The organism is Nonlabens sp. SCSIO 43208 (genome assembly GCF_050703575.1).
GTDB lineage: Bacteria > Bacteroidota > Bacteroidia > Flavobacteriales > Flavobacteriaceae > Nonlabens > Nonlabens tegetincola.
Genome location: NZ_CP065365.1, coordinates 437,653 through 460,702 on the forward strand (window position 1 = coordinate 437,653; position 23,050 = coordinate 460,702).

Below are 23,050 nucleotides of genomic sequence, written 5' to 3' on the forward strand. Positions count from 1 at the left end.
TGGCATAGACGCGGTGTAAAAGTAAATAACTGTATGAGTAATCCACCTATAATTATTGTTATTGTTAAACACTACAGATTGTTTGCCTGAAAGGTTGATTTACTCATTGTATAAAACCTACCGGGAATAACGCCTTCCCATAAAAACCTATGATGGATTTGCATTCCCAACCTTTCTGCAACAATTTGAGATCCTATATTTTCCTCTGCTATATGTGCTGCTATTGAATCAAAATTTCTAGTATTGAATCCATGATCTAGAAGAGCTTTACAAGATTCTGTTGCGTAACCTCGACCCCAAAATTCCTTTAAAAATTTATATCCTATCTCAATAATGTTTTTAGATTGAGTATAATTTAAACCTGCGCTGCCTATTTTTTTTCCTGTAGATTTATCAATAACGGCATACCTTCCTAATTGGTATGAAGCGTATTGACCTTTTTCTGGATGCAATATTTCTTCTAATAAGAGTTTTGCCTCTAGAACAGTTGTCATAGGTTGTTTTCCTGTAAACTGCATGACCTGAGGATCCTTGTGCAAGTCAAACACAAATTCTTTATCAGAAATCTCAAACGGCCTTAATAGTAATCGTTCAGTTTCTAATATTGGCATCAAACCCTTAGATCGCTCCATTGGTCGTTTTCATCAAATAAAACTTCAGCAAATGGACATAAAGGATGAACCTTCATATTATTTTTTTGAGCATACTCAACCGCCTTATGAACTAATTGAGTTCCTATTCCATTACCTTCTAAATCTGGATTTACTTCGGTATGATCAATGGTCATAACATTATCCTCATGAGAGTATGTAAGTTCGGCCATCGTTTTTTCCTCCTTTTTATAAAAGAAGATTCCTCTACTATCGTTTTGATTGTGTTTTATATCAATATTCATAGGTTTAAGATTTAAGTTAATGTGGCAAAATCAAAATCTGGTGAGACCTCAACCGGTTTATTGTCTTTATTAAAAACTCGTGCGGTCAATTCACCTTTGAGCAATTCTTTATCTCCTAACACTCTTATGTAACTACCTTCTCGCAATCCAACTACCGGTATGTGATGGTACGTGTGAAACTCGTTGATTCTTGTTTCTCTCGTTTCACCCATGTGAGTAGATCCTGAAACCGGATCTAGATAATGCGGATTAATATTGTAACCTATTACGCCTAATGCCTTGAGACTTGGAGGATGTATAATAGGCATATCATTAGTATTATTAACTGTAAGACCACACAAATTGCTCCCAGCACTAGTTCCTAGATAGAAGGTTCCTGAAAATATCGCTTTTCTAAGAGCAGTTAAAACATCTCGTTTGTAAAGCTCATTAAGTAATACAAAGGTATTTCCACCACCGGTAAAAATTGCTTTGGCCTCAAGAATAGCCTTTTTAGGATCCTTCACTTCATGCAAACCAACTACCTTAATACCGGTGTCTTCTAGTGCTACTTGCACTTTTTTAGTATAATCTTCATGCGTAATTCCACCAGGTCTTGCGAATGGAATAAAGAGTAGACTTGTAGCTCCAACTTCTTTGAGGGCTGTAAGAACATCTTCTTTAATATAATCTAAATATCCAGATCCATGTATCGTAGATGTACTAGCAATAATAAGATTGCGCATAAATTTTTACCACTTTAAGAATAACAATTATCATCAAAATTACAAGTTAATCTCTCCTTGTATTTGTAAATTAAGTAAACTTTAATGTAAAGTCTTTTTACAAACATTAACTTAAAGCTTAATTTAAGTGTGTCATACAGCAACAAGTATGAGTAACTTTGTTTTAAATAGAATAAGCTATGAAAGCAATTATTAATATCGGTCTCCTATTATTTTCAGTCCTTTTATGGTCACAAAATAATCGCACTCAAATAGAAGGGAAAATTCTAAGCGCAACAGAAGAACCACTATCTGGAATTACCATTTTTAATAATAACAGCATTGATGGTACTGTCACTAATGATGATGGTATCTTTTATTTGAATGTAAAAGCAGGTGATAAACTCACCTTGAGAGCTGTACAATATGAACCTCTTACTTTAGTGGTTACTGAGCAAACTATTGAGGATAAAAAAGCTACTATACAGCTTAGGCAAGGAGTAAACGTTCTAGATGAGGTTGTTATTAATGAAAGCTTGATGCTTATAGATGTAAAAGAAGTTGCCAACGTCGATCCCAAAATAGACGAAGTAAGTGAATTTAATGTACGTACAAGAGCAGTAGATCGTATTGACAACACCTTTTCTGATCGTCAACGTCAACCAGAAGAATACGCTATAAGGCACGAAGCCATGGCGCAAAGTATGCCCAGGTTTAATATGTTTAACCTAGTAGGACTACTAGGTGCAGTTGTTCTCAACAGTACTTTGAGCGCTCTTGATTTAAACTCGGGACCAGTAGAAGAAAAAAAAGAGTTTGACGTGATTTTAATTAAAAATAAATACCAAACTAAGTTCCTAACTGAATTCTTGAAATTAGAAGAAAAATACCTCTATGAATTCATGTATTATGCCAAGGACAGAGGATTAAATGAAGAGATGTTTTCTAAACAAAATGAGTTAGATTTACTTCAGTTTCTTAACATGACCGCAACAGAATTCAAAAGAAAAAAGAATCTACCTGACTATCATCCAACTGAATCAACACAAGAAATTAATATTCAAGTTGACTCAATGTCCACAGACTCTTTAAAAATGAAAGAAACCATTAAAAAGCAATAAAATGACTACAAAAAACTTAATCCCAATAAAGTTAGTGCTATCCTTACTCTTAATTATAGGGATCAACTCTTGTAGCAATGATGATGATTTGCCAGAATTGCCACCCATTACCTTTAATGTTTTTTGTTACGGTCCCGATCTTCAAGACAATCAAGGCGTAAGACCGGCTTATCTTGAAGAATTTTTACAAATTTCTAGCGACACTTATTCCACACAATTATTGATAACCGACGAGAATATCACAGAAAATTCTGGTACGCTTTCAGGTACAGGCTTTGCCATTGATCTTGAGTTTTTTGGCAATCGAAATACCCCATTACAAAGTGGTACTTATGAAATCAACTCAACACAAGAAATTGGTGATGTGAATGCAGGTTTTTCAGAGAATTATGATACCGGTAACAACCTCAATGCGATTACCGCATTTGAATCAGGTTTTATACGAGTAAGTCCATACAGCACTGGATTCTACATTGAAATAGATGCTGTTTATAATACTGATGAGCGCTTTCACGGCATCTTTCTAGGTAACGTAACACAATTATAATTTTTGGAACATAACTTGTAACTTTTAAGTGCAAAATTTATCTAGTAAGTATGAAATACCTTATTCTAATTGTAACCAGTAGTTTGATGCTGTTTACGCTTTCGCGAAAGCATACTAAACAAAACGATCATAAATACTATTTATCAGTTTCCAATGTCGCTTATAAACAAAAGGCTAGCGCACTTCAAATGACCAGTCGATTTTTTATAGACGATATGGAAGATGCCTTACAAGATCGTTTTGGCAAGGAAGTGAAGCTAGATGGAATTAAGGATTTAAAAACTTTAAATTTTTATTTAGAAAAGTATTTTCAAAGCAAAATTGAAGCCACTGTAGATGGTAAGGAACTAACTGTAAACGTATTGGGCGCAGAGTTTATTGATGATCAAATTGTGCTTTACATAGAATTACCGGTTACCAAAATGCCAGAAACTATTAAAATGAAATTCACTGCTCTTTTTGAGGTGTTTGATGACCAAAAAAATATGGTACATTATAAAATCAACGACAAAAGAAAGAGCATGGTAATGACAAAAGAACGCCCACAAGAAACCTTAACTTTTTCTTAATCTTTATAAAAGGTGCGTATATTTCTTATTTTAGCAATCCTTAAACCTAATTTGCAACATGAAAACTATTAAATTTTTGTTTTTCAGTTTGTTAATGATTTCCTTCGGTTTACAAGCACAGGAAACAGAACAACAAGAAGAACCAAAAGCAGAGGAACACTATAACATCAACAAGTTCCGTCAACTGTACCAAGAATTTTCCACTCCTAACCAATACCGCAGTGCAAGTGGAGCACCTGGTCCTGCCTACTATCAGCAACGAGCAGACTACAAGATGGACATCAAATTAGATGATGCCAATCATCATATTTATGGTTATGAAACGATTACTTACACTAACAACTCACCAGATGCATTAGACTATCTATGGGTGCAGTTAGACCAAAACGTAAGACAGAAGGATACTAAGTCTGCACTTATTGAAGGTGGTGGCGTTAATCCATTCATGCGTCCGTCTGATTTTGCATCTCAATATATGAAAGAACCGTTTGATGGTGGTTTCAATATAAAGAAAGTATTAGATTCAAAAGGTAACGCTCTTCCATACATGATTAATCAAACTATGATGAGAGTTGAATTACCTAAAACGCTAAAAACAGGTGAGAAATTTAGTTTTGATATAGAATGGGACTACAACATCAACAACCACGTTGATGGTAGAGGACGTAGTGGATATGAGCAATTTCCTGATGGACATAGAGCCTATGTAATCGCTCAGTTTTATCCTCGCATGTGTGTGTATAACGACGTTGAAGGATGGCAGAATAGTCAATTCTGGGGTCGTGATGAGTTTGCATTACCATTCGGAACTTTTGAAGTAAACCTTACTGTACCAGAAGATCACTGGGTTGATGCAACTGGTAAGTTAGAAAACAGAAAAGACGTTTATTCTAAAACAGAATTAAAGCGTTATGAGCAGGCTACAAAAAGTTATGACAAACCTGTTATAATAAGAACTCAACCAGAGGCTGAGAAACTTGCAATGATGCCAGGTGCTACTAAAACTAAAACTTGGGAATTCAAGGCTGATTATGTACGTGACTTTGGATGGACTTCATCTCGTCGTTACGTAGCAGATGCTATGGCTGTTAAGGTAGGTGATAAAGATGTTATGGCTGTTTCTATATATCCGCCAGAAGGTAATCCATTATGGGAGCAATGGTCCACATATGCAGTAGCGCAAACTTTAAAGTCCTACAGTAGAATGACTTTTGACTACCCTTACCACAAAGCAATATCGGTTCACGCAAAGAATCAAGGAATGGAATATCCAATGATTTGCTGGAACTACGGTAGACCAGATGCTGAAGGAAACTACACAGATCGTACTAAATTTGGTATGATCTCAGTAATTATCCACGAGGTTGGACACAACTTCTTCCCAATGATTGTTAATAGTGATGAGCGTCAATGGACATGGATGGACGAAGGTCTTAATACTTTTGTACAATACGTTGCCGAACAAGATTTTGGTGAAAATTATCCAGCTGCTATTGAAGGTTTAGATGCGTACCCATCTCGTCGTGGACCTGCTGCGAAAATTGTTCCTTATATGGCAGGTGATCAAAGATACATCGCTCCAATTATGAGTAAAGGTTTAAATACGTATCAATTTGGTTCAAACGCTTATAGTAAGCCTGCTACTGGTCTTAACATCTTAAGAGAAACCGTAATGGGTCGTGATCTTTTTGATTATGCATTCCGTACTTATTCTCAAAGATGGATGTTCAAGCACCCTACACCAGAGGATTTCTTCCGCTCTATGGAAGATGCAAGTGCTATGGATCTAGACTGGTTCTGGAGAGGATGGTTCTATACTACTCGTTTCAATGATATGGGACTTAAAGAGGTAAGCAAATATTATGTTTCAAATGAAATGAACCAAGCTATGAAGGATTATGCTAAAGAAAACGGCATTCCTGTTGAACGTATTAAAGAAGCTGGTCTCGTTTACATGGTAAAAGAAGATAGCGAAGATTTTGACGCTGCCTTGAAGGGTAAGCAACCAGGAGAAGTAGTAAGCGGTATAGATGATTACTTAAAAGAAAATTTCACAGCCGAAGAAAGAGCTAGAATGAAAGCTCCTAAATACTTCTATGAAATTACTGTTGAAAAACCAGGAGGATTAGTTATGCCTATTATCATTGAATACACGTTTGCAGATGGTACTAAAGAACGTGTCACTCATCCAGCAGAAATTTGGAGATACAATGATAAAGAAGTTGGTCTAAGTAAAGCAAGCGATAAAGAAATCGTAGGTATTACTATAGATCCGGACCTAGAAACAGCTGACATTGATGTGTCAAACAACAGCTGGCCACAACAGCTTAAAGTTGATAAGTTTGAAGAAATGAGAAAGCAATAATCTCTGTTTTATAAACGTTTAAAAAGCCAGTTTCAATAGAAACTGGCTTTTTGTTTTACCATAAATTGTACTTTTACTCTGTTGTAAAATTATCAATCCAATTCAATCGCTTTTACGTGAAATATTTATATACTCTATTAATTCTACTTTTGGTTTCTTGCGATGAGGATCCTACATTGTCCAATAATCAAAGTCAAGGAGATAACGATATTACCACTATTGACGATAAAGTAAGACTTAGTTCAATTCAAATAGCAGAAAACACAGCTAGCAATATTGTAACAAACATTGATATAGTATACGATAATGAAAATCTTATATCTGAGATCGTATTCTCTGGTCAACAATCAAAAACATATCAATTTCAATACGCACCAAACAACCAAGTAATCAATTATACAAAGATTGAAAATCAAAGTACTAGTACTTACAGTATAGAATACGATGAAAATATCATTACAAGCAGCAATGTTTCAAACCCTAATCAAATACAACAATTTGAAATAGATAATTTTAATCGTGTAGATGAAATTCTTTCTATAACAACCAGCTCTAATGGTTCAGTGATACAAGAAAATAGCGAGGTGTTTGATATCAATGCAAACTTTAATATTGAAAGAATAACCTATCTAGAAAATAACAACACGACAGGATTTAGCGACTTTACTTATGAATTAAATGATAATCCTTTTAAGGATATGAATGATATAATAAGGTTACTTGTTTTTAAAGATTTTATACCTTCATCAAGATTTCTACCCTTAACTCAAGAAAAGTACGATACGAGTACTGGCTCAATACAGCTCGTTCAAGAAATGATTTACACCTACAACTTAAATTCTGAAGGTATGCCAGTGAGTAGAGAAATTTCTACCACTAATAATGGTATTTCTAGCACTAGTTATAACCTATTCTCTTATTTATAAAATTAGAAAATTAATTACTCAAGAAGCGTACTGCATTAACATTATGTAATTGCACACGATATACTATAAATGTATCTTTGTCCCATGATTCATCATGTACTTTTTATAAGCACACCAGAACTATTCTTAGTAGGATTAGTAGTGTTATTAGTATTTGGAAGCGACAAGCTTCCAGAAATAGCTCGTGGTCTGGGAAAAGCCATAAAAACAGTTCGCAATGCAACTGATGACATTAAACATGAAATCACTAAAACTGCTACTGATGACTTTAGTTCTAAAGAAGTAGAACATTTCAAAAAGCAAATCGAAGAAGTAAAGGACAAAATTGAAGAAACCGGTTCCATTAAACGTAAACTTTAATGTGGGAATCTCTTTTAGAAATTGATCGAGAATTACTCAAACTACTCAATAATTCTTTTCTTAACAACCTACCAGAATTTTGGGAGTTCATAACGCATCCAGAACGATCTATACCTATCTTTCTTTTTTTTAGCTTCTTGTTGTACAAACAATATAACAAACCTATGAGTTACTATCTCATCGTTTGTTTGCCAGTGATAGCGGGAATAACTCTTTTCATTACTAACTTGGTAAAAAATGCTGTGGAAAGATTGCGACCAAGCAATGAACCCGTTTTACTAGATAGTATTTTAATAAGTCAACGTCCAGAAAACTTTAGCTTTTGGTCAGGACACAGCGCAGTGAGTTTTGCTGTCACATTTTTTGTTTATTTAATGCTGTTTGGGCCTACAAAAAATCACTTTTTGAAACTCTTGTTTCTATGGCCTATTTTATTTGCACTATCTAGAATAATGGTTGGTGTACATTATCCTGCCGATGTTATTGTAGGTGCTATCGCAGGTAGTATTTTAGGTTGTCTAGGTTATAAACTAGCTCTTTATTACACGAGAAAGAGTAAGACCATCACGCACCGACAATAGAACAGTTTGCAACCTAGGATCTTCCTTCAACAACTTATTATACTCGAGAAGCACAGGTGTCGATAGATCTTTTTTCTTTACAGTTTCGACCACTTTACCGTGCCACAAAACATTATCAGAAATTATTAAAGAACCAGGCCGCACTTTCTTCATAATTTGATGAAAGTAGTTTACATAGTTTGGCTTATCAGCATCAATAAATACTAAATCAAAATAGCCTTCTAATTCGGGTATAATATCCAGCGCTGGACCTATTTTTTGAATGAAATTAATTTTCTTTACGCTTTCGCGAAAGCGTAAAAAATACCTGCTACATAAGGGTTCTAGCTCTTCATTGATATCTATAGTAACTAGATCGCTATTTTCTGGCATACCTTCGGCAAGACATAGTGCAGAATAACCTGTGAAAGTACCAACTTCTAGCACACGTTTGGGGCTTATCAAACTAGAAATCATACTTAACACTCGACCTTGATAAGGACCAGAAAGCATAATGGGCTGAAGCACTTTTTGATAAGTTTCTCGACTAAGATCTTTTAAAATTTGAGGTTCATTTTGAGAATGAGCTACTATATAATCATCTAGATCTTGAGGTAAAAAAAACATGCTAATACTTTGGAATTTTATTCACGCAAAAGTACCGATTACGCTTAAGAGTTTTGTAGCAACATTAAAATCGTTTGTTAATCCAAGTCGCCATGGTTTCTAAGACTACTGGCGCTATTGTCTCCTCGATTTCAAAATATTCTGATCCTGCACCGGTAGTAGCATTTTGGAACAAATGATTTAAACCAGGAAAAATTTTAACTGTAACATCGTTGTTTCCAGAATCTTTTAAAGCTTTTTCAACCGGCGGCACATTAATTTCAGGTATGACTTGAAAATCTATCGAGCCATTCATTATTAAAGTTGGTACCTTAATTTTTGCAACGTCGTCAACAGGATTATAATTCATGAAATACACAAACCAATCAGTGCTGAATTGATTGGCAAGAGATTGTGCTGTTTGATCAGAGTATTCTGCGGCAATCAAAGGATCAACCTGACTCCTTTTAGTCTCAATCGTTTTAAGGATGATCTTCTTTCTTTGATCAATAGATAAATCCTTTACTCCATCTTTAGCCATTTCATCAATGACAGCATCCATTATTTTCATTCCTTCTTCAACAGCTGCTTCAGGTTGACCTTGTAACAGCGCCGATTTACGTATTTGTGTTTTTAGAACTTGTACACCAGTAGTTCCTGTTCCTGCCATCGATATGAAAAATGCAATGTCTTTAGGATGATCGGCTATAACCATAGGCGCTATCATACCACCTTCACTGTGACCTATCAATCCTATTTGTGAGGTATTTATATCCTTTCTCTTCTTAAGAAATGCTACTGCTGCGTATACATCTGTGGCAAAATCGGCGCTAGTGGCAGTACTGTGATCACCTTCAGATTTGGCCGTGCCGCGATCGTCATAACGTAAAACCGCGATTCCATTTTTTGCAAAATAATCTGCAATAACCGCAAATGGTTTGTGATCTAACAACGTTTCATCGCGATCCTGTGGACCTGATCCTGAAATTAAAATTGCAACAGGAGGATTTTTAACTTTTTGGGGTAATGTAAGCGTGCCTGATAATTTAATATCACCTGCTGTTTTATTTTTAAAAGAAACTTCTTCAATCTTATAATCAAAGGGTGCTTTGGGTGTTTGAGGTCTTGAGGCTTGATTTAAATACAATCCTTTTTTTAAGCTTAGTGCGTTTGACATTCCACCTTGTGTAAAGGTACCTTCGATTAAATCACCTTTTTTTATTCCTTTATACACAATTTGAAAAGCACTTAATTTGAATGAGATACTATCACCGTTTATTTTGACCTCATCTAACGAAGCGTAATTTTTAGATTGCTTAGGACTTTGTAATTTACCTACATATCCTAACTCCACCTGCTCAAAATTCAGGTTAAGAGGTAATGGTCCTAGTTGCCCATTCCAGTTACCCGCAAACTCTTGTGCGTTCCCTATCAATATAGATAATAATCCTAAAAAAAGTACTTTATTTTTCATAGCAGGTTGTTGATTAGTTCATTGATAGGTAGCTTTTTAGATTAAAAAGTTACAATAAATTTAATTCATATGTTTGGACAATTGACTTTTAAGCTCGTGTAACGGTTGCACACCACTACCGCGCCATTGCTGGGTTCCATTTTTAAATATCATAAAGGCAGGTACTCCTCGTACTTGAAATTGTGCGGCAAGGGCTTGATTTTTATCAACATCAATCTTTAGGATTGTAACTTTCTCTCCTAGATCCATTTTAAGTTGATCGAGCACTGGCATCATGGTTTGACATGGTCCACACCAAGTGGCATAAAAATCTATAAGTACCGGTGTATCTTTATTAATGAGTTCAGAAAATTTTGCCATAATTAGTCTATTAAATGATTAAAAAAAAGATATGCGGTAAAACAAATTACCAAAACAGTTTTAAACAACCATGAGAAGGTAATTTTTCGATATTGCTTTAAAGAGTAAAACATTAGATAAAGGGAGAATGCTGAAATAAATAAAGCTACAATCCATATCCAATCCCATCCATAATCCTTACCCAGCTTATATAATAAAATATTACCAATCAAACTGGTGCTTGCCCATTCTTGGATTTCAAGTGATTTTGAATGTTCCACAACCATAATTTTCACTAAGTTAAATTTCTTCTTGTAGCGAGAGTTTTAAAGAAATGATAAAAGTGAGTGAGAAATGGATATATATTTCGCTTTCGCGAAAGCGAAATTTTAAAAAGATAGTACCTTTACCTAGCTATGAATAGTGCTCCCTTAGAAGTTCAGATTAAAACATTACCGCTATCACCAGGTGTATATCTTTATTACGATAAAAAAGATAAGCTGCTTTATGTGGGTAAGGCAAAAAAACTTAAAAAAAGAGTACAATCTTATTTTACAAAAAATCATGATAGCCACCGCATACGCACTTTGGTTAAAAACATAGCTCGTATCGAGCACATTGTTGTTCAAACTGAAACAGATGCGCTCTTATTAGAAAATAGTTTGATTAAATCTCGTAATCCACGATACAACATCATGCTACGAGATGACAAGACTTACCCGTGGCTATGTATTAAAAAAGAGAGGTTTCCTAGAGTTTTCCTTACTCGTAAAATGATTAAAGATGGTAGTGAATACTTTGGACCTTTTACCAGTGTGCGCACAGTAAAAACATTACTTGAACTAGTTAAATCATTATATCCTATACGCACTTGTAATTATGATTTGCAGCAAGACAAGATAGATGCTGGCAAATTCAAATTATGCTTGGAATATCACATAGGTAATTGTAAAGGACCCTGTACAGGTCTACAGTCAGAAGTAGCCTACAACCGAAATATTGAGGCTATTAGACAGATCGTGAAAGGTGATTTTAAACAAGCTGTAAAATACTTTGAAGAACTCATGATGGAATACGCTGAGGCTATGGAGTTTGAAGAAGCACAGCGTATTAAAGAAAAATTAAATGTACTAACTAGATATCAAGCAAAATCTACTATCGTAAACCCTAATATATCTAATGTGGATGTATTTACCATTATTAGTGATGAAAGTGCTGGATATGTAAATTACCTACAAATAAATCATGGTGCCATTACTCGTTCACATACTATGGAGCTTAAAAAGCAGTTAGATGAAACCGATAAAGAATTACTTGAGCTCGCTGTTGTTGAAATACGTAATCGATTTGATTCTCAATCTAGAGAAATCTATACACACCTAAATATTGATGTAGGAGAAGAACTTAAAATAACCATCCCAAAATTAGGAGACAAGAAACGAATAGTTGAATTAAGTCAACGTAATGCTAAGTTCTATCGACAGGAGCAATTTAAAACCATTAAAATTGTAGATCCAGAACGTCATGTAAAAAGATTGATGGCTCAAATGAAGGCTGATTTAAGGTTAGATGAAGAACCACGTCATATGGAATGTTTTGACAATTCAAATATTCAAGGAACTAATCCGGTTGCCGCATGCGTAGTGTTTAAAAACGGGAAGCCTAGCAAGAAAGATTACAGGCACTTCAATATTAAAACTGTTGAAGGACCTGATGATTTTGCTAGTATGGAAGAAGTGGTTTATAGACGCTATCGCCGACTGTTAGAAGAAGATGAACCGCTACCACAACTTGTAATTGTTGATGGTGGTAAAGGTCAATTGTCTAGTGGTGTAAAAGCCTTGGACAGATTAGGATTAAGAGGAAAAGTACCAATTATAGGAATTGCAAAACGATTAGAAGAATTGTTTTACCCAAACGATCCTGTACCTTTATACCTAGATAAAAGATCTGAATCATTAAAAGTGATTCAACAAATGAGAAATGAAGCTCACCGCTTTGGGATTACTCACCACCGTAACAAAAGAAGTAAAGGTGCGATAGAAACCGAACTGGATAACATTCCTGGAATAGGAGAAAAAACTGTGGTTGAGTTATTGAAACATTTTAGAAGTACAAAAAGAGTTAAAAAGGCTACTAAAAAGGAATTAGAAGAAGTAATAGGATTGTCAAAAGCTCAAAAAATTATTGATTATTACAAAAAACATGAAGATTAGCGTTACTTTTTTATGTTCCTTGCTTTTGCTCGTAGCTCCCATTTTAACCAAAGGTCAAAATGCTATTCCTGCAGATTCTTTATTGAAACCTACTCAACCAACTAAAGTTGATAGCATTCTGCAAAAAGTACAAAATCCCAAAATAGGTCTAGTCCTTTCTGGTGGTGGAGCTAAAGGATTGGCGCACATCGGTACACTTAAAGTAATTGATAGTTTAGGTATTAAAATAGATTATATAGCAGGAACATCTATGGGAGCTATTATAGGTTCTCTTTACGCTTCTGGATATTCAGGTAAACAACTAGACTCGATTTTTTACGCTACCGATTTTGATAAAATTATAAGTGACGATATCCCAAGACGGGCAGAAACTTTTTACGAACGTAAGGACCGGGAAAGATATGCTGTGACTTTACCCTTTAAAGATTTTCAGGTAAGTCTTCCTAGCTCGTTGAGTAAAGGTCAAAACATATACAATTTCTTATCCAAGTTGATGGGTCCAGTGAATCAGATTGATGACTTTTCAAAACTTCCTATTCCATTCTTTTGTATTGCCACCAATGTAGTCACCGGTGAAGAAGTAGTTCTAGATAAAGGTAGCCTGCCTAAGGCTGTAAATGCAAGTGGTGCATTACCTAGCTTGTTTGCACCTGTACAAATCGATAATATGTTATTAATTGATGGAGGTGTAATCGATAATTATCCTATTGAAAAGTTAAGGGAAAAGGGAATGGACATAATCATAGGAGTAGATGTTCAAGATGATAAAAAGAAAGAAGAGGAATTACAAAATGCACTTGACATATTATCACAGATAAATAATTTCCGCACGATTAGTGATATGGAAATAAAACGTCCCAAGACAGATATTTATATTCAACCTGATATCGAACAATTTACCGTCATTTCTTTTGACGAAGGTCAGGCCATAATTACAAAAGGAAAAGAAGCCTCCTTACAAAAAATTGACGACCTTATAAAAGTCGCAACAGGTTATAGGAGACCTGATCTAAAAAATATCGCAAGTGATAGTTTATACTTAACTCGTATAGAAATAAAGGGTAATAAACAATATTCAAGAGCTTTTATAAGTGGGCGATTCAAATTGAATGCTCCAGAAATGATAGCTTATGATGATATCTCTAACGGGATTAACAACTTACAAGCGACTAACAATTTTAAAAAGATAAACTACTCATTAATCCCTGAGTTATTAGGTTATGCCCTAGAGATTGAAGTTGTTGAATCTGATGTACGTAATTATTTAAGACTAGGAATCCACTACGATGAATTATTGCGCAGTAGTGCCTTGATTAATCTGAGTAGAAAAGGTGTTCTAGTGAGCAACGATGTCATAAGTGCCGATGTTATCGTTGGTGACAATATTAGATACAATTTAGATTACTACATTGACAAAGGACGTTATTGGTCAATTGGTGTTAATAGCAATTATGTTCAATTTGATCAAGACATTCAAGCCGATTTTGTAGCAGATGTGGACAATACTAACTTAGGAGTAAACAGTATTGAAGTAAAATATAAAGATTGGACCAATCAGGTGTTTATGCGTTCTAGATTTAATAAAAACCTGTATTTAACAGCTGGTTTAGAATTTAAATACCTTGATATTTTTACGAATACAATTTCAGATCCTAACAGAACGAATGAGGATCTTACTTTTGATGACAGTTTGTACACTAGCTTGTACGGAGAAATACTGGTAGACAGTATGGATAATATGTTTTTTCCAAATGAAGGTTGGCGTATTAACGGAGATTTTCATGTTTATCTAGCAAACTCTGAACAAGAAGATTTTAGTAGTTTCAGCATTGCTCAATTACAAGTACAAAGAGCTTTTAGCTTTGATAAATTAAGTTTTATTGGAGATGCTCAGGTGGGAATCGCAATAGGAAATCCAGCTAATAGTAGTCTTGATTTCTTTTTAGGCGGCTATGGATCGAGGCCCATAAATAATTTTGTATCATTTTACGGATATGACTTTGTCAGTATAAGTGGTGATACCATGATTAAATTTGGGATCACGGCAGACTATGAAATATTCAAAAAAAACCACATTAATTTCACCGCTAATTATGCCAATGTAGATGATGAACTTTTTGAACAAGATGACTGGTTTAGTCAAGCAAGATATACTGGTTATGCAATTGGCTATGGAATAGAAACCTTTCTGGGACCAATCGAAATCAAGTATAGCTTCTCTCCGCAACTTGATGACGATCAATTTTTTGTTTCTTTAGGTTATCGTTTCTAAATAATTCTAGAAAAACATTCAGATTCAAAAAAGATCCATATATCTATGGAATGGTCTGAAGAATTTCCGAAATTTAGGGCAGAAAAGTTAAACGCATGCCCTTTTATCACAAACTAGGAAAAATTCCACCTAAAAGACATACTATTTTTAGGAAAGAAAATGGTGAATTATATTACGAACAATTGTTTGGAACTATTGGATTTGATGGAATGTCAACAAATTCATATCACGTTTACCGCCCGACAATGGTGAAGGAAATTTCGGATCAATATTCTGTAAAGCCAGAAATAGCAATTCCCAATAATATGAAAAGCTATCGTTTTAGAGGATTTGAAGTGGCTCCCGAGTTAGACTATTTAGATTCTAGGAAGATTGTATTAACAAATAGTGATTGTAACATTACTCTTGCTTCACCGCAAAACAAAACTCAGGACTATTTTTATAAAAATACCGATGCTGATGAACTCCTATTTATTCATAAGGGATCCGGGAAATTGCGTACTCATTTAGGAAATTTGGATTTTAAATACGGTGATTACTTGCTAATCCCAAGAGGGATTATTTACAAAATTGATTTTGATACCAATGACAACAGGTTGTTTATTGTTGAAAGTCGAAGACCTATTTATACCCCAAAACGATATAGAAATTGGTTTGGACAATTATTAGAACATTCTCCTTTTTGTGAAAGAGACCTTAGACAACCACAAGAGCTAGAAACTCATGATGAAAAAGGTGAGTTTTTAATAAAAGTGCGCAAGCAAGATGAGATTTTTGATATGGTGTATGCATCGCACCCATTTGATGTTGTAGGATACGATGGCTATAATTATCCGTACGCCTTTTCAATACATGATTTTGAACCGATCACTGGACGTATTCATCAACCACCACCAGTTCATCAAACCTTTGAAACTGATGCATTTGTTGTATGCAGCTTTGTTCCTAGATTATACGATTATCACCCGCAAAGTATTCCTGCACCATATAATCACAGTAACATCGATAGTGACGAGGTACTATATTATGTAGATGGTGATTTTATGAGTAGGAACGATATTGCTCCTGGACACATAAGCTTGCATCCTGCTGGAATTCCACACGGACCACATCCAGGTGCTGCCGAGCGTAGTATAGGGCAAACGGTTACAGAAGAACTCGCAGTTATGGTAGACACCTTTGCACCATTGCAAGTAACTAAGGAAGCAATGAAAGTTGCAGATGAGAGTTATCACAAAAGTTGGTTAGAATAACCGACTATATTTGTCTATAATTTAAATAAACCTTTACATTGGAAAATAATAACGACTCGCAGAATCCTTTTGGAAATCAACAATCATCATCTGGTTACGAAAGTACACCTACACAACATCAACAATCCTATTCTGATGGAGGATTTGATAATAGGATACAACAATCTGTCCCTGGTGATCCTGCAGCACTTGTTATTGGAATAATTTCTATTGTCTTTTTCTTTATTTCATGTTGCTTATACGGTATAGGAGCACCATTATCCTTAATAGGTGGAATCATAGGTTTAGTGATAGCCAATAAAGGAGTAAGAGCCTATAAGTCGGATCCTAGGTCCTATTCACAATCATCATATAAATCAGTTAATGCAGGGAAAATAATTAATATAATTACCATTGCAATATCTGGAATAACCACTCTTATCATCATCTTATTTGTTGCTATTATAGGTCTTTCTTTAAGTGAACTTGCCGATGGAGATTTTAGCAATTTTGGACAAGAGTATGAATATGAAAAGGAAGAAACTATAGAAGATGATTGGTATTATTATGAGGAAGATATTGACACATTAGATCAAAAAGTAGACTCTTTAAATACAGAAGGAATAATTGAGATAGAAGAGTTAATTGAAGAAGAAAATGAGCAAGATCAATAACAGTAAATTAGAATGTGCTGCACACATGAGAGCCATGTGGTAGTTATTTTTATAACAGCCACAATTAAAAATTAATTATCAAAAAACAACATCATGCCAGCAGAAATAAAAAATCTAAAAGACTTAAAAAACACAGAATACTCGCTCAAAAAATTATTTAAAGAAGCCGAAGATTTTCTACCTCTATTAGGGACAGACTATGTAGAACTATACGTAGGTAATGCAAAACAAAGTGCACACTTCTATAAAACAGCCTTTGGTTTTCAATCAGAAGCCTATGCAGGACTTGAAACAGGTTTAAAAGACCGTGTTTCATATGTACTTAAGCAAGATAAAATACGACTAGTTCTTACATCACCACTACAGAAAGACGGACCAATCAACGACCACGTAAACTTACACGGTGATGGTGTTAAAGTGGTTGCGTTATGGGTAGAAGATGCTCGTAAAGCTTTTGAAGAAACAACCAAAAGAGGTGCAAAACCCTACCTAGAACCTACTGTTGAAAGCGACGAATATGGTGAGGTCGTGAGGTCTGGAATCTATACTTATGGTGAGACCGTTCATATATTCGTCGAACGTAAAAATTACAATGGTGTTTTCTTACCAGGATTTGAAAAGTGGGAATCACATTACAATCCAGAACCAGTTGGACTTAAATTTATAGATCACATGGTCGGTAACGTAGGTTGGGACCAAATGAATACATGGTGCAAATTTTACGGAGAAGTAATGGGCTTTGCTCAAATCATATCTTTTGCCGATGATGATATCTCTACCGAGTTCACTGCTCTCATGAGTAAAGTTATGAGCAATGGTAATGGTCGTATAAAGTTCCCAATCAATGAACCAGCAGAAGGAAAGAAAAAATCTCAAATTGAGGAGTATCTAGACTTCTATAACGGTCCAGGTGTGCAGCACATTGCAGTCGCAACCGATGATATTGTAGCAACTGTAAGCGCTATGAGAGATCGTGGAGTAGAGTTCCTTTACGTCCCAGACACGTACTATGATGATATTTTAGAAAGAGTAGGTGATATAGATGAAGATGTAGAACTCCTTAAAAAACATGGAATTCTTATTGATCGAGATGAAGAAGGTTACCTTTTACAACTATTTACAAAAACAGTTGTAGATAGACCAACCATGTTTATAGAAGTAATACAACGTAAGGGTGCACAGTCTTTCGGAGTTGGTAATTTTAAAGCCTTATTTGAAGCTATAGAAAGAGAACAAGCAAGAAGAGGAACCTTATAACAAAATGGTATAACCTTTGTAATACATCATGTGAAACGATTAATCCATAAATCATGAGACATATTCTTTCTTTATCATTAGTAGTTGTTTTGTTTTTGAGTACCGCTTTTACTAGTGCTACCTATAAAAATTCTCTACAACAAACATTTCAAGAAGGAGAATGGTTTAAGTTTAGAATTCACTACGGTATTTTCAATGCAAGTTATGCAGAACTAGAGGTCATCGACAGTCAACTTGAAGGTAAGGATGTATACCATATTAAAGGACATGGTAGATCAACAGGACTACTAGATCTCTTTTTTACGGTAGACGATCATTACGAATCTTATATTGACAAAAACGAGGTTAAACCCTATAGATTCATAAGAGACATCAATGAAGGTGGTTATAAAAAGGACATTGTAATAGATTTTGATCACGAAAAAAATGAAGCACTAGTTCACGATAAAAAACGTAACACAAAAAGTACCGAAAAAATAAAACCTGGTACACAGGATATGGTGAGCGCCTTCTATCATTTACGAGATCAAATAGACACTAAAACTCTTAAAAAAGGCGACGAATTTATTTTACCCATGTTCTTTGACAAGGAGAATTATGACTTTAAACTGAAGTTTTTAAAACGCACTACAGTAAAAACTAAATTTGGTAAAGTTCCTGCGTTAAAATTCAAACCTTACGTTCAATCTGGTCGTGTTTTTAAAGAACAAGAAAGCCTTACCGTATGGATATCTGATGATGAAAATAAAATCCCACTACGCATTAAAGCAAAGTTGGCTGTAGGTTCACTAACCGCAGATTTAGAAGCTTTCAAAGGATTAAAACACAGTTTTAAAATTATCCCATAATTAGTTAAAACTAATTAACACTTAAGCCGTATAAACATTGAACAGTTTATACGGCTTTGTTATTTTTGTAAATCCACCAAGATTCAATCTATGTCACAAGAAATTAGTCCAGAAATCGCAAAGCGTATCGAACTTCTTCAGGAGAAGTTCAAAAATTCTGGACAGGATATGTTATCCTACCTCGATGGTTTGTTATACGACCAGTACATTACTTACTGGGATTACATAAGACTAGACACACTTTTGAGCCTACAAGTTCCCGCTACACATTTTCCCGATGAAATGATATTTATCGGTTATCATCAAATAACTGAACTGTATTTTAAGCTTATCATTCACGAGCAGAAACAAATTATAGAAAATGAGCAGTTGACAGGTGCTTTTTTTGCTGAAAAGGCAAAGCGAATTAATCGTTACTTCACAGTCTTGATCAATTCATTTGATGTGATGGTACGAGGAATGGAACGCGAGCAGTTTTTAAAATTCCGTATGTCACTACTTCCTGCAAGCGGTTTCCAAAGCGCTCAATTTAGAATGATTGAATTTTACAGTACTGATCTTATCAACCTGGTCCATCCTACCGTGCGTGATAACTATCGCAATAAAGATAATGTGCAGGATTACGCTTTCGCGAAAGCAGAATCAGTAACAAATCAAGAACTATACGAAAACATCTACTGGAAAAAAGGCGGTATTGACATGCATACCGGTGAAAAAACACTTACCTTAAAACAGTTTGAAAAAAGATATACCCCACGTTTTTTAAGAATCGCAGGTGAAGTTCAAAACACTAATTTAAACCAGCAATTTTTACAATTACCAGATGAAGAAAAAACAGAGGACCTTATAGAGGCCTTGCGCATGCTAGATCAAAATGCAAATATCAACTGGTTACTCATGCACATGGGTGCAGCGCATAGGTATTTACGCAAAGAAGGACAAGCTGTTCAAGCAACTGGTGGTACAAACTGGAAACAGTTCTTACCGCCTAGTTTTCAGAAAATTAGTTTCTTCCCATCGTTATGGACACAGCAAGAACACGACGAATGGGGTAAGCAATGGGTTACACACGCACTTAATACAAAATAATACATGAAAAAGTATCTTATAGGTTGTTTATCTGTTTTATTACTATTTATTTCTTGTGACAAGAAAAAACAGAAGCAAATACCTGTTAATCAAATAACACCAGTAGCGCCAAAACCGATAATGAAATATGGGTTTAACCTTACTGATTTTGAAGTAGTGGAAGACACTGTAAAGTCAGGTGACACCTTTGGTGATCTATTAGACGATTATTTGGTTGAAGGTCAAAGTACCTTTAAAGCAGCCCAAGAATTTAATGAAGTATTTGACGTGCGTCGTATACAAACCGGCAAACCATTTAAAATTTTAAGAAAAAAAGACAGTATAGGAACTCCTGCCGCCTTTGTATACGAGCCTACCAGGCTAGACTATGTGGTTGTAGAATTAACAGACAGTCTTAATGCTTATCGAGACAAACACCCTATTTCATTCAAACGTAAAACCGCTAGTGGAGTAATAACCTCTACACTTTCAGAAGCAATGGAAGAAGAAGGTTTAGGATTGAGTGCGATCTATGAATTATCTGATATCTATAGATGGTCCATCGATTTCTTTAGATTACAAAAAGGCGATCGTTTTAAAATGATTTATAACGAACGTTATATAAACGACAGCATTTTTGCAGGTATTGAATCTATAGAAGCAGCAGTGTTTGAAACTGATGGTAATCCTTACTATGCTTTTGATTACCAAACTGATTCCATAGCAAACGTTCATGATTATTACGACGAGACTGGTAAAACATTGCGCAGTTTCTTCTTAAAGGCACCAGTAAATTACACCCGAATTTCTAGTAGATTCACAAAACGTAGATTTCATCCAGTACAAAAGCGATGGAAAGCACACAAGGGAACAGATTATGCAGCACCGCGAGGAACACCTATCGTTGCAACCGCAAATGGTGTCGTTACTAAATCCAGCTACACACGAGGTAATGGTAATTACGTAAAAATTAAGCACAATGGCACCTACTCAACTCAATACCTACACATGACTAAGCGCAAGGTAAAGGTAGGTCAACGAGTTAAACAAGGTCAGGTAATAGGTACTGTAGGTAGTACCGGTCTTGCAACAGGTCCACACGTATGTTATCGTTTTTGGGTAAACGGCGTACAGGTTGACCCTTACAAACAAAAACTACCTGCTGCTGACCCATTGCCAAAAGAAAAAATTAATAACTACCTAGAGTTCATCGCCCCATTAAAGGAGGAAATAGATCAGCTAGCTTTTAAAAATGACGACATTTTATAACAGCCGCCATTATTATGAAAAACATCAATCCTACTCAAACTGAAGCTTGGAAAAAGCTAGAAGAACATTATAATAACAACCAAGGTTTAAACCTGAAACAGGCTTTTAAAGACAATAGCAATAGAGCTCAAGAATTCACCACTATTTTTGAAGATTTCTATGTTGACTTTTCAAAAAACTTATGGGATTCAACTACAAAAGATCTATTAGTTCAACTTGCTCGTGAAACTCATCTAGATGCAGCCATAGAAGCGTATTTTTCTGGTAAGCCTATTAACGCAACTGAAGGAAGGTCGGTCCTTCACACTGCTCTACGAGCACAACAAGCTCATGAAGGAGCACAACAGTTCGTTGACGCTGCTGTTACAAGCAAACAGAAAATGTTTGAATTTGTAGACAAAGTAATAAGCGGCGAATTTAAAACTGCTAGTGGAGCAGCTTTTGATACTGTTGTGAATATAGGAATAGGTGGTAGCGATCTAGGGCCAGTAATGATTACTGAGGCTTTACAAGCCTATAAGAATCACCTCAATCTTCATTTTGTTTCTAATGTTGAAGGTGATCACGTAGAAGAAGTTTTAAAAACGATTAATCCTAGTACCACACTCTTTGTAATAGTTTCAAAATCCTTTGGAACTCAAGAAACCTTATCCAATGCAACTACTATACGTAATTGGTTTACACAACAAGTGAATCAAGATGCTGTAGGAACACATTTTATAGCAGTAAGCAGTAATGTAAACAGAGCTGTAGATTTTGGCATAGAGGAAGAAAATATTTTTCCAATGTTTGATTGGGTAGGTGGTAGATTTTCTTTGTGGAGCACGGTAGGAATGAGTATAGCATTGAGTGTGGGCACTCACAACTTCCAACAACTACTTGATGGAGCGTCACAAATGGATGAACATTTTAAAACAGCTTCATTTGAAAATAACATACCTGTTCAATTAGCTTTATTAACTATTTGGTACAACAACTTTTATAAGGCTCAAAGCGAGGCAGTAATTCCATACACTCAATATTTACATCGATTACCAGCCTACCTACAACAGGCTATAATGGAAAGTAATGGTAAAACTATAGATCGTAACGGTTCTAGAGTGAATTATGAAACTGGAAATATCGTTTGGGGAGAACCTGGAACAAATTCCCAACATGCCTTTTTCCAACTAATTCATCAAGGATCAAAACTGATTCCTGCTCATTTTATCGCTTTCGCGAAAGCGAAATACCAACATAAAGATCATCACAACAAGCTTATGGCAAACTTTATTGCTCAAACAGAAGCATTAATGAATGGTAAGACAAAAGAAGAAGCCTTTGACGATCTAAAAACTGCAGGAAAAAACCAAGACGAGATAGAATTTCTATTACCATACAAAGTTTTTGAAGGAAACAAACCTACTACTACCCTACTTATAGATGAGCTTACACCAGCTAGCCTAGGGAAATTAATAGCGATGTATGAACACAAAATCTTTACAGAAGGTGTTATATGGAACATTTATAGCTATGACCAATGGGGTGTAGAATTAGGAAAAGTTCTAGCTGATGCTGTTTTAAAAGACATAGAGAACGGCTCGACTGGCCAGCACGATGCTAGCACACAACAAATCTTGAGTAGATTTTACCAATTTCAATAACATTATTAATTAGAACCAGAAAAAATAAGTGTTAAAAAGTGTAATTTAATGTTAGCTTAATATTGGAAAGGGATTTAGTACGGACATTTGCAAAAATTTTAACTC

The 23,050-nt window shown here is 35.2% G+C and carries 22 protein-coding genes; 16 read left to right on the plus strand and 6 right to left on the minus strand.

The genetic code is table 11. The annotated features are described in order from the left end of the window. Positions 1 to 71 precede the first annotated feature (71 nt). Genes I5168_RS02235 through pepE form a run of 3 tightly spaced genes read right to left on the minus strand, consistent with a single transcriptional unit; the run spans position 72 to position 1,620 of the window. Positions 72 to 632 (minus strand): GNAT family N-acetyltransferase, encoded by a 561-nt coding sequence (locus I5168_RS02235; RefSeq protein WP_431472308.1) that lies wholly within the window; start codon positions 630 to 632, stop codon positions 72 to 74. Beyond that, positions 611 to 895, minus strand: coding sequence for a GNAT family N-acetyltransferase (locus tag I5168_RS02240; protein ID WP_258150476.1), 285 nt, complete (start codon positions 893 to 895; stop codon positions 611 to 613). Before I5168_RS02240 ends, I5168_RS02235 begins: the two co-directional genes overlap by 22 nt. Positions 896 to 906: 11 nt before the next feature. Beyond that, positions 907 to 1,620 (minus strand): dipeptidase PepE, encoded by a 714-nt coding sequence (gene pepE, locus I5168_RS02245; protein WP_431472309.1) that lies wholly within the window; start codon positions 1,618 to 1,620, stop codon positions 907 to 909. 179 nt (positions 1,621 to 1,799) lie between these two features. Between pepE and I5168_RS02250 the strand changes: the two genes are divergently transcribed. From I5168_RS02250 to I5168_RS02280, 7 genes are all read left to right on the plus strand, one after another. After that, a complete protein-coding gene (locus I5168_RS02250; protein WP_431472310.1) occupies positions 1,800 to 2,720 on the plus strand; it encodes a carboxypeptidase-like regulatory domain-containing protein in 921 nt (306 codons plus the stop codon). 1 nt (position 2,721) lies between these two features. Continuing rightward, positions 2,722 to 3,267 carry a hypothetical protein gene (locus I5168_RS02255; protein WP_431472311.1) on the plus strand — a complete coding sequence of 182 codons (546 nt, stop codon included), beginning with the start codon at positions 2,722 to 2,724 and terminating at the stop codon, positions 3,265 to 3,267. Between the two features lie 50 nt (positions 3,268 to 3,317). Next, the gene (locus I5168_RS02260) at positions 3,318 to 3,836 is read left to right on the plus strand and encodes a DUF6702 family protein (protein WP_431472312.1); all 519 of its coding nucleotides are present in this window, start codon (positions 3,318 to 3,320) and stop codon (positions 3,834 to 3,836) included. Between the two features lie 58 nt (positions 3,837 to 3,894). After that, complete coding sequence (locus I5168_RS02265; RefSeq protein WP_431472313.1) at positions 3,895 to 6,201, plus strand: M1 family metallopeptidase; 2,307 nt, start codon at positions 3,895 to 3,897, stop codon at positions 6,199 to 6,201. A 116-nt stretch (positions 6,202 to 6,317) separates the two neighbouring features. Further along, on the plus strand, positions 6,318 to 7,127 hold the full coding sequence (locus I5168_RS02270) for a hypothetical protein (RefSeq protein ID WP_431472314.1): 810 nt from the start codon (positions 6,318 to 6,320) through the stop codon (positions 7,125 to 7,127). 84 nt (positions 7,128 to 7,211) lie between these two features. Further along, positions 7,212 to 7,487, plus strand: a complete 276-nt coding sequence (locus I5168_RS02275; RefSeq protein ID WP_042276117.1) for a Sec-independent protein translocase subunit TatA/TatB — start codon at positions 7,212 to 7,214, stop codon at positions 7,485 to 7,487. After that, the gene (locus I5168_RS02280; RefSeq protein ID WP_431472315.1) at positions 7,487 to 8,068 is read left to right on the plus strand and encodes a phosphatase PAP2 family protein; all 582 of its coding nucleotides are present in this window, start codon (positions 7,487 to 7,489) and stop codon (positions 8,066 to 8,068) included. Before I5168_RS02275 ends, I5168_RS02280 begins: the two co-directional genes overlap by 1 nt. Here I5168_RS02280 and I5168_RS02285 read toward each other — a convergent pair. From I5168_RS02285 to trxA, 3 genes are all read right to left on the minus strand, one after another. After that, positions 8,018 to 8,674 (minus strand): O-methyltransferase, encoded by a 657-nt coding sequence (locus I5168_RS02285; RefSeq protein WP_431472316.1) that lies wholly within the window; start codon positions 8,672 to 8,674, stop codon positions 8,018 to 8,020. The two genes, I5168_RS02280 and I5168_RS02285, sit on opposite strands and share 51 nt — an antisense overlap. Before the next feature lie 64 nt (positions 8,675 to 8,738). Then, positions 8,739 to 10,127, minus strand: coding sequence for an alpha/beta hydrolase family protein (locus I5168_RS02290; protein ID WP_431472317.1), 1,389 nt, complete (start codon positions 10,125 to 10,127; stop codon positions 8,739 to 8,741). A 60-nt stretch (positions 10,128 to 10,187) separates the two neighbouring features. Continuing rightward, entirely contained in the window at positions 10,188 to 10,487 is a 300-nt protein-coding gene (gene trxA, locus I5168_RS02295; RefSeq protein WP_431472318.1) for a thioredoxin, read from the minus strand. A gap of 395 nt (positions 10,488 to 10,882) precedes the next feature. Between trxA and uvrC the strand changes: the two genes are divergently transcribed. The 9 genes from uvrC to pgi all read left to right on the plus strand — a co-directional run bounded on the left by uvrC (position 10,883) and on the right by pgi (position 22,945). After that, positions 10,883 to 12,682 carry an excinuclease ABC subunit UvrC gene (uvrC, locus tag I5168_RS02300; protein WP_431472319.1) on the plus strand — a complete coding sequence of 600 codons (1,800 nt, stop codon included), beginning with the start codon at positions 10,883 to 10,885 and terminating at the stop codon, positions 12,680 to 12,682. Beyond that, positions 12,672 to 14,954, plus strand: coding sequence for a patatin-like phospholipase family protein (locus I5168_RS02305; protein ID WP_431472320.1), 2,283 nt, complete (start codon positions 12,672 to 12,674; stop codon positions 14,952 to 14,954). Before uvrC ends, I5168_RS02305 begins: the two co-directional genes overlap by 11 nt. Before the next feature lie 95 nt (positions 14,955 to 15,049). Then, positions 15,050 to 16,207 carry a homogentisate 1,2-dioxygenase gene (locus tag I5168_RS02310; protein WP_431472321.1) on the plus strand — a complete coding sequence of 386 codons (1,158 nt, stop codon included), beginning with the start codon at positions 15,050 to 15,052 and terminating at the stop codon, positions 16,205 to 16,207. A 38-nt stretch (positions 16,208 to 16,245) separates the two neighbouring features. Beyond that, the gene (locus I5168_RS02315; protein WP_431472322.1) at positions 16,246 to 16,860 is read left to right on the plus strand and encodes a CCC motif membrane protein; all 615 of its coding nucleotides are present in this window, start codon (positions 16,246 to 16,248) and stop codon (positions 16,858 to 16,860) included. A 93-nt stretch (positions 16,861 to 16,953) separates the two neighbouring features. Continuing rightward, entirely contained in the window at positions 16,954 to 18,117 is a 1,164-nt protein-coding gene (gene hppD, locus I5168_RS02320; protein WP_431472323.1) for a 4-hydroxyphenylpyruvate dioxygenase, read from the plus strand. A 53-nt stretch (positions 18,118 to 18,170) separates the two neighbouring features. Continuing rightward, positions 18,171 to 18,965 carry a DUF3108 domain-containing protein gene (locus I5168_RS02325; RefSeq protein ID WP_431472324.1) on the plus strand — a complete coding sequence of 265 codons (795 nt, stop codon included), beginning with the start codon at positions 18,171 to 18,173 and terminating at the stop codon, positions 18,963 to 18,965. A gap of 90 nt (positions 18,966 to 19,055) precedes the next feature. Then, positions 19,056 to 20,054 (plus strand): tryptophan 2,3-dioxygenase family protein, encoded by a 999-nt coding sequence (locus I5168_RS02330; RefSeq protein WP_060523266.1) that lies wholly within the window; start codon positions 19,056 to 19,058, stop codon positions 20,052 to 20,054. A 3-nt stretch (positions 20,055 to 20,057) separates the two neighbouring features. Continuing rightward, positions 20,058 to 21,302, plus strand: a complete 1,245-nt coding sequence (locus I5168_RS02335) for a peptidoglycan DD-metalloendopeptidase family protein (protein ID WP_431472325.1) — start codon at positions 20,058 to 20,060, stop codon at positions 21,300 to 21,302. 14 nt (positions 21,303 to 21,316) lie between these two features. Then, positions 21,317 to 22,945 carry a glucose-6-phosphate isomerase gene (gene pgi, locus I5168_RS02340; RefSeq protein ID WP_431472326.1) on the plus strand — a complete coding sequence of 543 codons (1,629 nt, stop codon included), beginning with the start codon at positions 21,317 to 21,319 and terminating at the stop codon, positions 22,943 to 22,945. Positions 22,946 to 23,050: the final 105 nt, after the last annotated feature.